General features: G+C 63.9%; 17 protein-coding genes. 12 read left to right on the top strand and 5 right to left on the bottom strand.

The features are described from left to right. The first annotated feature begins 53 nt into the window (after positions 1-53). Complete coding sequence (locus BDK88_RS06335) at positions 54-293, top strand: CDGSH iron-sulfur domain-containing protein (RefSeq protein WP_130499649.1); 240 nt, start codon at positions 54-56, stop codon at positions 291-293. A 24-nt stretch (positions 294-317) separates the two neighbouring features. On the opposite strand, the gene BDK88_RS06330 is transcribed toward BDK88_RS06335, so the two are convergent. Genes BDK88_RS06330 through BDK88_RS06320 form a run of 3 tightly spaced genes read right to left on the bottom strand, consistent with a single transcriptional unit; the run spans position 318 to position 3,876 of the window. Then, on the bottom strand, positions 318-2,768 hold the full coding sequence (locus tag BDK88_RS06330) for a heavy metal translocating P-type ATPase (protein WP_130499648.1): 2,451 nt from the start codon (positions 2,766-2,768) through the stop codon (positions 318-320). Between the two features lie 2 nt (positions 2,769-2,770). Then, entirely contained in the window at positions 2,771-3,649 is an 879-nt protein-coding gene (locus BDK88_RS06325; RefSeq protein WP_130499647.1) for a sulfite exporter TauE/SafE family protein, read from the bottom strand. A 14-nt stretch (positions 3,650-3,663) separates the two neighbouring features. Next, a complete protein-coding gene (locus BDK88_RS06320) occupies positions 3,664-3,876 on the bottom strand; it encodes a cytochrome-ba3 oxidase subunit (protein ID WP_130499646.1) in 213 nt (70 codons plus the stop codon). A 100-nt stretch (positions 3,877-3,976) separates the two neighbouring features. Between BDK88_RS06320 and BDK88_RS06315 the strand changes: the two genes are divergently transcribed. Genes BDK88_RS06315 through BDK88_RS06300 form a run of 4 tightly spaced genes read left to right on the top strand, consistent with a single transcriptional unit; the run spans position 3,977 to position 6,926 of the window. Next, positions 3,977-4,204: a hypothetical protein gene (locus tag BDK88_RS06315; protein WP_092934137.1), complete on the top strand. Its 228-nt coding sequence runs from the start codon at positions 3,977-3,979 to the stop codon at positions 4,202-4,204. Further along, on the top strand, positions 4,201-4,995 hold the full coding sequence (locus BDK88_RS06310; protein ID WP_130499645.1) for a cytochrome c oxidase subunit II: 795 nt from the start codon (positions 4,201-4,203) through the stop codon (positions 4,993-4,995). Before BDK88_RS06315 ends, BDK88_RS06310 begins: the two co-directional genes overlap by 4 nt. Continuing rightward, a complete protein-coding gene (locus BDK88_RS06305) occupies positions 4,982-6,724 on the top strand; it encodes a b(o/a)3-type cytochrome-c oxidase subunit 1 (protein WP_130499644.1) in 1,743 nt (580 codons plus the stop codon). The genes BDK88_RS06310 and BDK88_RS06305 overlap by 14 nt, the downstream gene beginning before the upstream one ends. 1 nt (position 6,725) lies before the next feature. Next, positions 6,726-6,926 (top strand): CbaC protein, encoded by a 201-nt coding sequence (locus tag BDK88_RS06300; RefSeq protein WP_130499643.1) that lies wholly within the window; start codon positions 6,726-6,728, stop codon positions 6,924-6,926. A 97-nt stretch (positions 6,927-7,023) separates the two neighbouring features. Here BDK88_RS06300 and BDK88_RS06295 read toward each other — a convergent pair whose 3' ends face one another. Both BDK88_RS06295 and BDK88_RS06290 read right to left on the bottom strand, forming a co-directional pair. Beyond that, positions 7,024-8,064 carry a mannose-1-phosphate guanylyltransferase gene (locus tag BDK88_RS06295; protein WP_130499642.1) on the bottom strand — a complete coding sequence of 347 codons (1,041 nt, stop codon included), beginning with the start codon at positions 8,062-8,064 and terminating at the stop codon, positions 7,024-7,026. 1 nt (position 8,065) lies between these two features. Beyond that, the gene (locus BDK88_RS06290; RefSeq protein WP_008009022.1) at positions 8,066-8,377 is read right to left on the bottom strand and encodes a DUF7091 family protein; all 312 of its coding nucleotides are present in this window, start codon (positions 8,375-8,377) and stop codon (positions 8,066-8,068) included. Between the two features lie 131 nt (positions 8,378-8,508). Here BDK88_RS06290 and BDK88_RS06285 point away from each other — a divergent pair, with 131 nt between their 5' ends. From BDK88_RS06285 to trpA, 7 genes are all read left to right on the top strand, one after another. Beyond that, entirely contained in the window at positions 8,509-9,399 is an 891-nt protein-coding gene (locus BDK88_RS06285) for a dihydrodipicolinate synthase family protein (protein WP_130499641.1), read from the top strand. Between the two features lie 171 nt (positions 9,400-9,570). After that, the gene (locus BDK88_RS06280) at positions 9,571-10,500 is read left to right on the top strand and encodes a replication factor A (RefSeq protein WP_130499640.1); all 930 of its coding nucleotides are present in this window, start codon (positions 9,571-9,573) and stop codon (positions 10,498-10,500) included. 1 nt (position 10,501) lies between these two features. After that, positions 10,502-11,146 carry an RPA family protein gene (locus tag BDK88_RS06275; RefSeq protein ID WP_130499639.1) on the top strand — a complete coding sequence of 215 codons (645 nt, stop codon included), beginning with the start codon at positions 10,502-10,504 and terminating at the stop codon, positions 11,144-11,146. A gap of 84 nt (positions 11,147-11,230) precedes the next feature. Further along, positions 11,231-11,635 carry a ribbon-helix-helix protein, CopG family gene (locus tag BDK88_RS06270; RefSeq protein WP_130499638.1) on the top strand — a complete coding sequence of 135 codons (405 nt, stop codon included), beginning with the start codon at positions 11,231-11,233 and terminating at the stop codon, positions 11,633-11,635. A gap of 150 nt (positions 11,636-11,785) precedes the next feature. Beyond that, positions 11,786-12,586, top strand: coding sequence for an indole-3-glycerol phosphate synthase (gene trpC / locus BDK88_RS06265; RefSeq protein WP_130499637.1), 801 nt, complete (start codon positions 11,786-11,788; stop codon positions 12,584-12,586). A 25-nt stretch (positions 12,587-12,611) separates the two neighbouring features. After that, the gene (gene trpB / locus BDK88_RS06260) at positions 12,612-13,874 is read left to right on the top strand and encodes a tryptophan synthase subunit beta (protein WP_130499636.1); all 1,263 of its coding nucleotides are present in this window, start codon (positions 12,612-12,614) and stop codon (positions 13,872-13,874) included. Then, positions 13,871-14,725, top strand: a complete 855-nt coding sequence (gene trpA, locus BDK88_RS06255; RefSeq protein ID WP_130499635.1) for a tryptophan synthase subunit alpha — start codon at positions 13,871-13,873, stop codon at positions 14,723-14,725. The genes trpB and trpA overlap by 4 nt, the downstream gene beginning before the upstream one ends. Positions 14,726-14,734: the final 9 nt, after the last annotated feature.

The raw sequence follows: 14,734 nt of genomic DNA, 5'->3' as shown, positions 1-14,734 counted from the left end.
TCAATCCCCAATGCGAGCGAAAGGTTTTGTCGCCAGCGATCCGAGACAAGATCATGTCACGACTTGTCAAACTCGAGGCGACGGGGCCACGAAAACTCGAGCCGTCCGATATCGACGACGAAAACGGTGATATCGCGGTCTGTCAGTGCGGCCTGTCGGGGTCGTTTCCCTTCTGTGACGGCAGTCATCGACGGACACGCGACGAGGACGATGAGACGACCTACGTCTACGAAAACGGCGAGCGCCGGGAACTCGAGCGCATCGTGGCAACCGACGGCGACACAGACGAATGACGACGCGTCGAGCCGACGCGTCGGCTACATCGATCGCGAGGAATTGAGGACGACCAGCGCGCTACTGGCAGCCATCGCGACGGCGGCAAACAGCGGATTCAGCAGGCCGAGCACCGCCAACGGGATCGCGACCGCGTTGTAGGCAAAGGCCCAGCCGAGGTTCTGCCGGATTCGCCGGTGGGTGCTCGTCGCGATATCGAACGTCTCGGAGACGGCACCGAGGTCGTCGCCGACGATCACCGCGTCGGCCGCGTCGGTCGCAAGTTTCGTCCCGCTGCCCATCGCGATGCCGACGTCTGCGGTCGCCAGCGCGGGCGCGTCGTTGCTCCCGTCGCCGACCATCGCGACCGTCCCTCGACTCCGCAACCGGTCGACGGTCTCGGCTTTTGCCTCCGGCGGGACGCCGGCGAAAACCTCGTCGACGCCCTCGAGCGCGCGGAACCGGTCGGCCGCCGCGCCCTCGTCACCCGTGAGAACGACGACTTCGCGACCCGCCGAGAGCGTCTCGAGCGCGTCACCCAGTTCCTCACGCGGCGAGTCACCGACGACGATCACGCCACGAGCCCGCCTATCCCAGCCGACGACGACCGGTACGTCACCCGCGTCACGGGTTTCGCTGATTCGAGACTCGAGCGCGTCGGGAACGGCGAGCCCGTGCTCGCGGAGGTAGTCGGGGTGGCCAACGACGACGCGGTCGTCGTCGACGAGCCCGCTGACGCCGCGGTCGGCCCGCTCGAACTCGTCGACGGCGGTCGTTGCGTCCTCGGTCGCGGATTCGGGAGCCGCGTCCGCAATGGCGGCTGCGATCGGATGCTCGGAGAGTGCCTCGACGGTGCCAGCCCGCCGGAGGAGTTCGTCGGCATCGACGTCATCGACGGCGTGAACGTCCTCGACGGCCATCGTCCCGGTCGTGAGCGTCCCCGTCTTGTCGAGGACGACGACATCGACGTCTCTGGCGTCCTCGAAGATCGTCTCCGCGGCGACGACGATGCCCCGCTCGGCGGCGGACTGAATCCCTGCGGCGATCGCAAGCGGCGTCGCGAGCCCGAGCGCACACGGACAGGAGACGATCACGACTGTCAGCCCGATCAACAGCGCCTGCGAGACGCTCGAGCCGGTCGCGAGCAAGATGGCGGTCGTCCCGACCGCGAGGGTGACGACCAGCGGGACGAACACCGTCGCGAGCTTGTCAGCCAACCGCTGGACGCCCGGACGGGCACTTTGGATCGACCAGAGCAGAGAGACGAGCCGGTCGAGCGTGCTTTCGGCCTCGTCGCCGACCGTGACGACGAGCGGGGCGTCGGTAACGACGGTCCCGCCCCGAACCGGATCACCCGACGTCTTGCCGACGGGCAGCGATTCGCCGGTGACGAGCGACTCGTCGACGGCAGCCGAGCCCTCCGCGACGGTGCCATCGAGGGGGATCCGCTCGCCGGGACGGACGAGCAGGCGGTCGCCGGGATCGACGTCCTCGAGGGGGACCGTCTCGCCGCTCTCGCGGCGGGCCTCGTCGACCTGCTGTTCGGTCAGTTCGGAGAGGAGGCCGGTCGCACGGCGTTTGACTGCCTGCTCGTAGTGGGTCCCTGCGGTGACGACGATAATGATCGCGACGGTCACATCGAAGTAGACGTGGGTCCGCCCTAGTAGAGTCGCGATCGCGCTGTAGCTATACGAGCCGAGTGCGGCGAGCGCAACGAGCAGATCCATGTTCGGCCGACCTGCCCGGAGGCTGACGTACGCCCCGCGGAGGGTCGGATAGCCGGTATAAAAGAGGACGAACGACGTAAACACCCAGATGTTCGCCGTCAGAAACATGCCGTCATAGCCGCCGAAGTCGGCGATCGGGTCGAAGCCGAAGTAGGTCGGGTACAGAAACAGGATGTACCACGTCATGACCATCATGCCGAAAAAGGCCCCGAACAGGAGCGCACCGAGCCGATTATCGGCGTCTTCGTCGTCGGCACTCGAGCGGTCTGATGCAGTATAGCCGTAGCCGGAAACGATGTCGGGAAGTTCGTCGGACGCGAGCTCGTCGGGATCGTAGACGATTCGGATCGTGTCCGTCGCGTAACTGGCCGTCACGCCGCGGACGCCCGCTTCGCGTTCGGCGGTCGTCTCGAGGAACGCCTCACACGTCGAACAGTGCATCCCATCGACCGCGAGGAAGGCGTCCTCGCCCTCGAGATCATCGAGATCGGGACCGTCATCGCCGTCCAGTCGTGACTGGAGCTCCGCCTCGTCGGGGCCGTCGGTTCGGTCGAGCGTTCGAGCGACCTCGAGACAGCCCTGACAACAAAACGAGCCGTCCACGTCGGACTCGGTGATCGGGGTCGGCGGAGTCGGCAGATCACAGAGGTCGCAGGTATCGGTGTCGGCCTCGGGCTCGGCCGGTGACCCGTTGCCGGTCGGGTTCGCAGTTCCTGCATTGGCTGCCGCCGCGGGCGACTGCGCGGACTGCCGTGGATTCTCACCCATCGTTAGAACAGGTTAATGTACGGGAGCGGGACGTGTGGCAGATGGATGCCGTACAGCATCAGCCCGTGTGAGAGGGGAATGTAGCCGAGGACGACGAACGCAGCCCCCAGTCCACGATGGAGTCGCACGCGCGTGTCGGGCCCGATGGTATTCAAAACGGTCCCGTAGGCGAACAGCGTGGGAATCGTCCCCAACCCGAGAGCGGCGAGCGAGAGCGCTCCGCGCGTCGGTGAGCCGAGCGCGAACGCGTAGAGATACGCCGGATAGATGATCGGACACGGCATGAGGCCATGAACCGCACCGAGTGCGAAAATCCCCGGCGACGTCGCGTAGCGGTCGATCCGACTCGAGAGGAGATCCGAGAGTCGGCGGAAGATCGTTCCGATGATCGGCAGCCCGTGGCCGGGAACGGCGGTTTGCCCCCGGAGATAGTACAGGCCGCTCGTGACGATCGCGATCCCGACGAGGATCCCCGTCACGCCCCTGACGCTGTCACCGATGGCGGCGACGGCCTCGCTCGAGGCGATCGTGATCGCCCCAAGCAGGCCGAACAGGCCGCCAACCGCAGCGTAGCTGGCCGTCCGACCGAGGTTAAACAGCGCATGCTGGCGCACCTCGTAGCCGGTGAGCGTGTCGTCGCGGCGTTTACTGCTCGCCGCACCGATCCGGTCGGCATACGCCGTCACCAGTGGGCCACACATCCCCAAACAGTGTGCGCCGGCCAGCAGCCCGACGACGAAGAGCAAAAGCAGGTTCACGCGCTCGAGGACGGCACCCGACGGTACCGACGCACCCATCAGCGGTACGATCAGTGAGTGGACGCCGGACTCAAGCGGAAGAGCGGTCGAGAGCGGGCTCGATACGGATGAAACGAGGGTCATCTGAACTGAAAGCGTTAGCCGAGGGTGCTGCTGCCGTCACCATGGTGGCCGTGGGACGTCTCGACCGGTGACATGGCGAGATACAGCGAGCCGTAGATGAGGCACGTGTTGAGCACGCTGACGCCACCGGCGAATACCGAGTCCGTGATTGCATAGACGATAAGCGGGATTAACGCAAGCAACCCGACAGCTGCCGCGTGCCGGGGTTGGAGTGTCTCGAGGCTCATACACATGCATTTGGCGGTCGATAGCTTAATTCCCCAACCCATTCCCAGTGGCCGGGAACGATGACTGGCAGTAAGTCATCCCCTTTCCCTACCACTCCGTATGAGTTCGGCTATCGAAAAAGGGGTGGATGGGAAGCATCCCACGGATGAGACCGATCAGGTTCGTGAACTCGATCACGACGAGTACGATCCGATCGGAACAGCGATCCTAGTTGGGATTTACTTTCTCATACTGGTGGCGCTGTGGATATTCATGTACTTCATCGAGTTCCTCGGTAACGGACCGACCGTCACCGGGGTGCTGTTGACGGTGGTGGGGCTTGCATGAACATTCACACCTACGAAAAGACCTGGCTGGCCGTGTCGATGGTGTTAATCGTTGGTTTCATCGCGACGGTCACGTACGGGGCAGTCGGTCCTGGCATCGCGATGATCGACGACGATGGTGGGTCCATCGATCCGGACACGATCAACGACGACGAGCGGTTCAGCGACCCCGGTGTCACACACGTCGGTGGCAACGAATACGAGGCGGCCGTCGTCGCTCAGGCGTGGACGTACACGCCAAGCGAGATCACGGTGCCGGCGAACAGCACCGTGACGTTTTACGTGACGAGCCGAGACGTGACACACAGCTACACTGTCGCCGGGACGAACATGAACACGATGGTCGTCCCTGGACAGATCTCAGAGATGACCGTCGAGTTCGACGAACCCGGCGAGTACGGCATTCTCTGCAACGAGTACTGTGGTGCATACCACCACACGATGGAAGGGAAACTGAACGTTGTTCCGCAAGACGAGTTCGATCTGACCGAGCTGTCGACCGAGGCCCCCGGCGAAGCCCAGCTCGGCAACCAGACGACGATCAACACCACTGTCAGCAACGATATGAACTACGACCTCGAAACGACCGCAACCCTCGATATCGGCGATCAGCAGTCACTCGAGCAAGACGTCACAGTGCCCGCACACGGCAGCGAAACCGTCGAGTTCGCGGTCGACACGACTGACCTTGGAACAGGCGATCACGACTGGACGGTGACCGTCGACGGCCACGAGGAAAGCGATACCCTCACGGTCACCAACGCGACCGAAGGAGGTGATGGCGATGCGTAACGCCTACATCGACCAGTTCCCGAAGGAGGCACGCGTAATCAGAGCTATACTCTGGAGTTCCTTCCTCGCGCTGACGATCGGCGGGACGCTCGGGCTCATCCAGGGCCTGCACCGAACGAACGTCTTGCGGTTCATCCCATCGCAGGACTACTACACCGTGTTGACAGCCCACGGCGTCTTGCTGGTGATCACGTTCACGATCTTCTTCCTCGTGGGGATCTTCACCTGGGCAGTAACGACTAGCCTCGATCGCGGTGTCAAAAACATCCGCTTTACGTGGGGCTGGTACGCCCTGATGATGATCGGAACGCTCCTAGTCGGCGTCTCGATCCTCGGCGGCGTCGTCGACCAGATTCCGATGAACGCCGACGTCCTGTATACGTTTTATTCGCCGTTTCAGGCCCATCCGGCGTTTTATGTGGGCTTAGTCCTGTTCGTCGTCGGGTCCTGGCTCGCCGGCTTCGACTGGTTCCGGACATGGTGGGCCTGGAAGAAGGACAACCCCGACGAGCGGATCCCGCTGCCGACGTTCATGGCGTTGACGACGATGCTGTTCTGGTATCTCAGCTCGATCGGTGTCGCCATCTCGATCCTCGCGTTCCTGCTCCCGTGGTCGCTGGGCATCATCGACTCCGTTAACCCGCTGTTGACCCGGACGCTGTTCTGGTTCTTCGGCCACCCAGTCGTGTACTTCTGGCTGATGCCGGCGTACATGCTGTGGTACACCATGCTGCCGAAGCTCTCCGGTGGCAAGCTGTTCAGCGATCCGCTCGCACGTGTCGTCTTCGTGCTGTTCCTGATCCTGTCGACGCCAGTCGGGATCCACCACCAGTATCTGGACCCCGGCATCGCGGAAGGGTTCAAGTTCATCGCGATGACGAACACGATGTTCCTGCTGTTGCCGAGCCTGCTGACCGCGTTTACCGTCGTCGCCAGTATGGAACACGGTGCGCGCCAGCGCGGCGGTGAAGGTTACCTCAGCTGGCTCAAGGCACTTCCATGGCGCGACCCGGCGTTTACCGGGATGGCGCTTGCAGGGCTGATGTTCGCCGCAGGTGGCTTCTCCGGCATGATCAACGCCGGCCTGAACATCAACTACCTCGTCCACAACTCCTGGTGGGTCGTCGGTCACTTCCACCTCACCGTCGGCACCGCCGTCGCGTTGACCTTCATGGCGGCGTCCTACTGGTTCATGCCGCAACTGACCGGCAAAGAGATCTGGAACCGCTCGCTCGGGTTGGTCCAGGTCGTGCTGTGGTTTATCGGCATGACCTTCATGTCGAACGCGATGCACCGGGCCGGGCTGTTCGGGATGCCTCGCCGGACTGCCGAGCCGCAGTATCAGGGCTTTAGCTTCGATCCCGCCGTCGGGACCGTCGCTGAGATCGACGCACAGGTCGCTCTGGGCGCGGCGTTGCTGACCCTCTCGGTGTACCTGTTCATCACGAACATGGTCCTGACCACCATCGGTGGCTCCACCAGCGATTCGATTCCGGACAACACCTATGCTGGCACGCTCTCGGGCCCCGAGGACGCGCCGGTGATCATCGATAACCTCAAGCTCTGGACCTCGATCGCCGTCGTCCTCGTGATCATCGCCTACTCGCTCCCGCTTGCGAGCATCATCGACGCCGGTGGGCTGTTCGGCCCCGGCATCGACCCCTGGAAGCCAAGCGTCGTTGCCGACCCGAGCCTCGTCCTCGAGTCCGTGCGTGGGGTGATGCTCTAGTATGCGTATCTCGAAGGGCGGACTCCTCGTCATCATGGCGTTTTTGACGCCACTGATCGTCGAGTTGCGAACGGTGCTCTCGTGGTTCGGTGTCAGGCTGTCCGTCGTGGAGACGGGCGTACTGGGACTGGCACTCATCGTTGCGGTCCTCATCTGGGCGCTGTGGCCGTCAAACGGTGACACCGAGGCCAAGCTAGCCTAATAACCGCGAACGAATTCTGAATTCGATTTTTTATTGCCAAACAGCAGTCAGTGAAACTACTCGAGCGTAGCCGGCGTGTGACAGGTTGTCAGACGTGTTAGAAGGCGTCCCGATGGCGCAAGCGATCAACCACATCGCGCACTCGCTGCGATGCGTCCCGCGGAGCGATAAGGATTCGATTCTCGAACGCCGTCACGATGAGATCGTCGACCTCGAGCAGCGAGACGTGGGCGTCGGGTGCAGCGACGACGTTTTCCGTAGCGTCGATCGCAAGAACCCTGCCTGCGACGACGTCGTTCGACTCGTCGCCCGCTCGCTCGAGGATCCGGCCAACCGCGTCCCACGTCCCGAGGTCGTCCCAGTCGACCGATAGCGGCGTCACGAAGACGTTCGTCGCGCGCTCCATGATCGCGCAATCCACGCTGCTGGCTTCGACAGCCTCGAAGCCACCGCGAGGGTCGCCAGCTGCGAGTGACTCGGCCAGCGGCGCGAGCGGTGAGTTTCGCGCCGCGGCCAACAGGGCACTGGGCGTCCAGGCGAAGACGCCAGCGTTCCAGTACGCGCCGGCCTCGATGAGTTCGCGTGCGTGTTCGCGGTCGGGTTTCTCGGTGAACTGCGCGACGGCTGCGTAGTCGTCGGTGTCGGTGTCGGTGTCGGCCTCGAGTCCGTCGGTGGGGACGATGTATCCATAGCCCGGCGACGGCCGCGTCGGTTCGACGCCGACCGTGACCAGCCCGCCTGTTTCGACGGCGATTTCGGCGGCGCGCTCGAGCCGTGTTGTGAACGCCGCGTCGTCGGCAACGTAGTGGTCACTGGGGAGACAGACCAAGACCGGCTCTGTGTCGAACTGCTTGCGGAGCCGCCAGGCCGCATAGACCAGCGCCGGCCCGGTATCTTTCCCGGCCGGTTCGACCAGCACGCCCGCTTTTGGTGCGTGCTCGGAGACTATGTCGGCAACCGACTCGCGGGTCAGGACGTACTGTTCGTCGGCAAACGCCGTTCGGTCCATCGTCCGTGCAAGCAACGAGCGCTCGCCGACGAGCGACCGCAACTGCTTGGGTCGGTCACGTCGGCTCGCAGGATAGAGTCGACTCCCGATCCCGCCGGCCAGCACGCAGGCGACGACGGGACGGTCCATCTCACCAGGTCTCGATTCGGCCGTTGCGGACGTCTTCTGCACACCCCTCACAGTCAGGGTGGCCCGCCTCATAACAGGCCGGTCGGTACTCGTCGTCGAGCTTCGCCGCCCGCTGTTGGGCGTAGCGCCGACAGACGATTTTCGCCCGTCCCGCCTCATCGGTCGGCAACTGACGTGCGTGTTTCGCCATTTCGTATGCCTCGCGGGCCTCCTCGAGTTGCTCGTCGGTCGATCTGCGAAGCTCCTCGAACTGCTCGCCTGCGCCCTGCAGCGTCGAGCGCACGAATCGCTCGAGCCGACGCCGATCCGCCATATGCGTTCGTTCGACTGCCGGACACATATACTGTCGGACGGATCGACGCGGCGGTCACACCACAGCTCCCCGTCGTGGTCGTGGGTCACCGATGGCAACGGTTTTGGCGTGGTCGCACGTCGCACACGGACATGGCACTTCGCGACGCGCTGCAGGGGATTACCTGTCCAATGGTGACGCCGTTCGACGCCGGATCGATCGACGAATCGGCACTCGTCGACGTGCTTGCACACCTCCAGGACGGCGGCATCGACGCCGTCTTTCCCTGTGGGACGACCGGCGAGTATCCGAGTTTGACGGCCGACGAGCACCGCCGCGTCGTCGAAACGACCGTCGACCACGCCGAGGTTCCGGTTATTGCGGGTGCCGGCGCGACGAGCGTCGGTGAGACGGTTGCGGCGATCGACCGCGCTGCCGACGCGGGTGCCGACGCCGCCGCGATCGTCGCGCCGTACTTCACGACCGCGAACGCGCCCGCGGGCAACCAGCGGTTCTTCGAGGCCATCATCGACGAGGCATCGCTGCCCGTCCTGTTGTATAACATCCCGCAGTGTACGGGCCAGCGTATCGAACCTGAGACCGTCGCCGCCGTCGCCGAACGTGACAGGGTCGTCGGAATCAAAGACTCGAGCGGCGACCTCGAATATTTCCTCTCGGTGCTCGAAAGGACACCCGAGGAATTCCTGTGTCTGCAGGGGTATGACGCCCTGTTAGTCCCGGCGCTCCGGATGGGTGCCGATGGCGGAATCAACGCCCTGTCGAACGTCGTCCCCGAGGTACTGCGGGCGGCATTCGAACGCGCTGACGACGAGCGCGGTCGGGAACTTCAGCGGGACGCGATCGCACCGCTGTTCGACGCGTGTACGACCCACGATTTCGCCCCGGCGACGAAGACGGCACTGGCCGAACGCGGCGTCATTCCTTCCGACGAGGTCCGCCCGCCGCTGGTCGCCGTCGACGACGCTGGCACGGAGACGATCGGCAATGCGCTCGAGGCCGCACTCGTGGTCACAGAGCAGTAGGACGAATCGGTGTCTCGACGGGTGACGATCACCGTCTCGAGACGCCCCGCGACGCCCGCTGGCGGTTTCTTTCGCTACAGTTCACTTTCACTCCGCTCCCCTCAGTTTAAATACGATGGGGCGCGAACAGCGGTATGCCTCCCAGTGAAACCAAAGAGGAGGCGAGACACTATGAGCGACGTACGACAGCACGCGGACGACATACACGCGCAGTTTTCGGACCACATAGACGTCGACATCGAGGACGTCGAAGAACGTCTGACGACGCTCGTCGACGAGTACAAAGTGCCGATAGACGAGGCACGCCGGAGCGTCACGAATCACTACCTCGAGGAAGCTGGCTTAGAGCGTGAGGACATCTCGGGTGGCGACAGCGAGGCGGCCAACATCGAGGACGTCGACGAGCCCGAGGAATGGATCGACCTCACCGCGAAGGTCATCGAACTCTGGGACCCACGGAGTGACTCGGTCGCACAGGTCGGCCTGCTGGGCGACCCGACAGGGACGATCAAGTTCACCAAGTGGGCGAAATCAGAACTCCCGGCGCTCGAGGAAGGCGGCGTCTACGAACTCCGCAACGTCGTCACCGACGAGTACCAGGGCCGGTACTCGGTCAAACTCAACTCGACGACGGTAATCGAGGAACTCGACGAGGACATAGAGGTCGGCAACGACACCAGCGAGGTCGAAGGCGCACTGGTCGACATGCAACGCGGCAGCGGCCTCATCAAGCGCTGCCCGGAAGAGGACTGCACCCGCGTCCTCCAGAACGGGCGCTGTAACGAACACGGCGAGGTCGAAGGCGAGTTCGACCTCCGGATCAAGGCCGTCGTCGACGACGGCATCGACGCCCACGAAGTCATCTTCGACAAGGACGCCACCGAGGAGTTGACCGGGCTCAGTCTCGAGGAAGCAAAAGAGATGGCGATGGACGCGCTGGACACGACCATCGTCGCCGATGAGATCCGCGAGGACATCGTCGGCACCTACTACCGCATCGAGGGGCCGACGTTCGGTCGGTACGTCTTAGCTGACGACGTCGAGGAACTCGGCGGGCCAGCGGATCCAGAGGAACTGCTGATCAAAGCGAGGTCGATGTAACATGAGCCAGTCTGAACTCACCCGCGAAGTCGCCCGCCGCGTCTTCGCATCGGAATTCAACGATTCGACGTACGCCTTCAAAGAGAGCGACGACGAGCGCGCGCCAAACTACGCGTTGCTCCCAACGGGCGATCGCGCGAACCGCGTGTTCGTTTCCGGGACCTTGACCGAAACCGAAGACGTCGGCGAGGAAAGCGAATACTGGCGTGGCCGAGTCGTCGACCCGACAGGGACGTTCTTCGTCTACGCCGGCCAGTACCAGCCCGAGGCCGCCTCGGTGCTGCGAGAGACGGAGCCGCCGGCGTACGTCTCCATTGTCGGCAAACCCCGCACCTACGAGACCGACGACGGCACCATCAACGTCTCGCTGCGACCCGAATCGATCTCGGTCGTCGACGACGAGACGCGCGACCGCTGGGTCGTCGAAACCGCAGAACGCACGCTCGACCGCATCGAGGCGTTCGAAGCGTGGGAGAGCGAACAGGAGGCACCCGAAAGCGCCTCGACCGCTCCGACAAACGAGTACGCCCAGATGGCCCGCGAGCAGTACGACTCGCCGGTCGTCAACTACCGCAACGACGTGATTCAGGCACTCGAGAGCTTAGAGACCGTCGGCGACGTCGACGACACGGAAGCGACGGTCTAACGCGGCTACCACCGGACTCGAGTCGCCCCGTTTTCCACCGTCTGACAAATGGTTAAGTGTCGTGAACGACGACTAGGGACATCGATGGGGAACAAGAACAAGACCATCTCGTTTCGGGTCAACGAGGACGCGTTCGAGGCACTACAAGAGATCGCCGCCGAGCGTGACATCTCGCTGTCTGCGGTCTTCCGAGACTACGTCGACCAGCTCGTCGAACACGACGGCCAGGTCGAAGTCGTCCCCGAAGCCGATCTCGAGGCCCGCACGAGCGATGACGACGAGGTCTCGTTCCCGCCAACCGTCGAAGTGCCAAAGCGGTTCATCCGCGAACACGAGCGGCTGGAACTCGAGGCCGAGCACCTTCGGGAACAACTCGACGAGTACAAAGGCTACGTCACCGAGCTCCAGGACCGACTCGAGGACGAGGAAGACGAAGTGCTCCTCCTGGATGAGTTAGACGACAAGAGCGACTCGTACCAGCTTCGGTAGCGACCCCACCCGTATCCCACCCGTCCTTCTGTTCTCCAAAACTCGTCAGGTTCGAGCGTGTCAATCCTGCCGACTACGAACTCGTGAGATCCCCGATTGCGTCACGATGGCGCAAGCCTTATGTACATATGAGTACGTCGATGTACAATAATGAACTCCGATACGGAGCTCGCTCCCGCGGTGCAGTCGATTCTCGAGGCGGCACGGGAGCGGTCGGGTGGTGAGGGCGTCGTTTCTGTCGACGCACGCTCGGTGCCCGACGCGCTGGCCGACGCCGAGGCCGCGGGGCGAGTCCCAGTGATCGCGGAGGTAAAACCGACGAGCCCGACGGCCGACGGGACGCGAGACGACGACCCAGTCGAGTTGGCGCAGGCGATGGTCGATGGTGGCGCGACGGCGCTGTCGGTGCTCACCGAGCCGACACATTTCGGCGGCTCGCCCGAGGCACTGGCACGGATTCGGGAAGCCGTCGATGTCCCCGTCTTGCGCAAGGACTTCGTTCTCGACGAAGCCGGGATGGACGTCGTCGAGGCCGACCTTCTGTTGCTAATCGCGCGATTCGTCGACGACCTCGAGGGACTCGTCGCTGCCGCCCGCGAGCGCGGGTTTCAGCCGCTGGTCGAGGTCCACGACCGCGATGAACTCGAGACCGCCCTCGAGGCAGGGGCCGAAATTATCGGCGTGAACAACCGCGATCTGGCCCGACTCGAGGTGGACCTCGAAACCTTCGAGTCAGTGGCACCCGAGGTACCGGATGACGTGACACTGATCGCCGAGAGCGGAATCTCGTCGCCGGCCGACGTGCGACGGATGCGCGAGGCGGGTGCCGACGCGTTGCTCGTCGGCAGCGCCATCATGGACCACGGCGCGGGCGACAGCGACGTGACCGAGAACACGCGGCGACTGGTGCGGGCAGAATCGGACGCTGCGACCGAGACGGAGACGACATGAGCGACTACGACGGAGACACCCAGATATGAGCACGGAACGCGAACGCGACGGAGAGAACAGTCGAACGGGAACGTTCGGCGACTACGGCGGCCAGTACGTCCCCGAGGCGCTGATGCCAGCCGTTCAAGAACTCGAGGACGCCTACGAACGCTACGTCCTCGAAAACGAGGACGGCTTCATGGACGAATTCCGCGAGCGAATGCGTGAGTTCGGCGGGCGACCGACCCCGCTCCAGCGTGCGGATCGGCTGAGCGAGCGCTACGACCGCGAGATCTACCTCAAGCGCGAGGACCTGCTCCACGGCGGGGCTCACAAGCTGAACAACGCGCTCGGACAGGTGCTGCTCGCGAAGTACATGGGCAAAGAACGGATCATCGCCGAAACCGGTGCGGGCCAACATGGCACCGCGACGGCGATGGCCGCCGCCCACCTCGACATGCCCTGTGAGATCTACATGGGCCGGACCGACGTCAATCGCCAGCGGCCCAACGTCTACCGGATGCGGATGAACGGGGCCGAGGTGAATCCGGTCGAGGCCGGCAGCGGCACCTTGAAAGAAGCGATCAACGAGACGATGCGCGACTGGGCCACCACCGTCGAGCGAACGCACTACGTGATCGGCTCGGTCGTCGGTCCACACCCGTTCCCGAAGATGGTCCGGGACTTCCAGTCGGTCATCGGCACGGAAGCCCGGAAACAGGTTCAAGAGCAGGCCGGCCGCCTGCCAGACAGCGTCGTCGCCTGCGCCGGTGGCGGCTCGAACACGATGGGAACCTTCCACGCGTTCGTCCCCGACGACGATGTGGACCTGTACGCCGTTGAGGCTGGCGGTTCGAGCCTCGAGATCGACGAAGCCGAAGGCCTCGCGCCCAACTCCGCGACGCTGTCGACGGGTACCGACGGCGTCCTCCACGGCGCGATGACGAAGCTCCTCCAGAGTACGGAGGGACAGATCATGGAGTCCCACAGCGTCAGCGCGGGACTCGATTATGCCGGCGTCGGTCCGGAACTGTCCCATTTGGTCGAGACGGGTCGCGTCACGCCGGCCAGCGTCGACGACGAGGACGCGCTCAACGGCTTCCACCGGCTCTCGCGACTCGAGGGAATCATCCCCGCACTCGAGTCGAGTCACGCCCTCGGATTCCTTGAAGAGGCCCACGAAGACCTCGGCGATCTCGTCGTCGTCAACGTCTCCGGCCGTGGTGACAAGGACCTAGAGACGGTGCTCGAGGAAACTGAGAAACGTGACCTCGCGGCCGCGCCCGAAGTGGAGGTGTTCGACCAGTGAGCGACGAGACATCGATCGAGAGCGACATTGAAGCCGCCATCCGCGAGAACCATCCTGCCCTCATTACCTACATTACTGCAGGCGATCCGTCGCTCGAGGCCACCAAGGAGTACGTCGAAGCGCTCGATCGCGGCGGCGCTGATCTGATCGAACTCGGCCTGCCGTTTTCGGAGCCGATCGCCGAGGGACCGACGATTCAGGCCGCGATCAACCGCGCGCTCGATGCCGGCACGACCCCCGCGGGCTTTTTCGAGCTGGTCGACGACCTCGAAACCGAGGCACCGCTGCTGGTGATGACCTACTACAACATGATCCTCCAATATGGCTCCGAGCCAGATGTCAGGCCGTTCGTGGAGCGAGCCGCCGAAGCTGGCCTCTCGGGGATCATCGTCCCCGACCTGCCTGCCGAGGAATCCGAGCCACTCCGTGCGGCCTGTGACGAGCACGGGCTCGATCTCGTCTTCATCGTCGCGCCGACGACCGAGGGCGAGCGCCTCGAGACGATCATGTCCCAGGTGTCGGGCTTTGCCTACGTGCAGGCCCGGCTCGGAACGACGGGTGCGCGCGCGAACGTGTCAGGGGAAACCCACGACAGCCTCTCTCGGCTCTCGGCGTACGATGTCCCCAAGGCGGTCGGTTTCGGTGTCAGCGAGGGCGACCACGCCGCCGAGATCATCGAGGCCGGCGCGGACGGCGTCATCGTCGGCAGCGCACTCATCGATCTGATCGCCTCGAGCGACGATCCGGGCGACGCAGCCGACGCGCTCGAGGCCAAAGCCGCGGAGCTCAAACGCGGCGCACGCCGCGGCGCTGAGACCGACGAAGTGGCACCGGAACCAGAACAGCCATAACTGCAAGCT

This window comes from Natrinema hispanicum, assembly GCF_004217335.1.
GTDB lineage: Archaea > Halobacteriota > Halobacteria > Halobacteriales > Natrialbaceae > Natrinema > Natrinema hispanicum.
The sequence above is the reverse complement of the archived record's forward strand: the minus strand, read 5'-3'. Positions and strand labels throughout refer to the sequence as shown.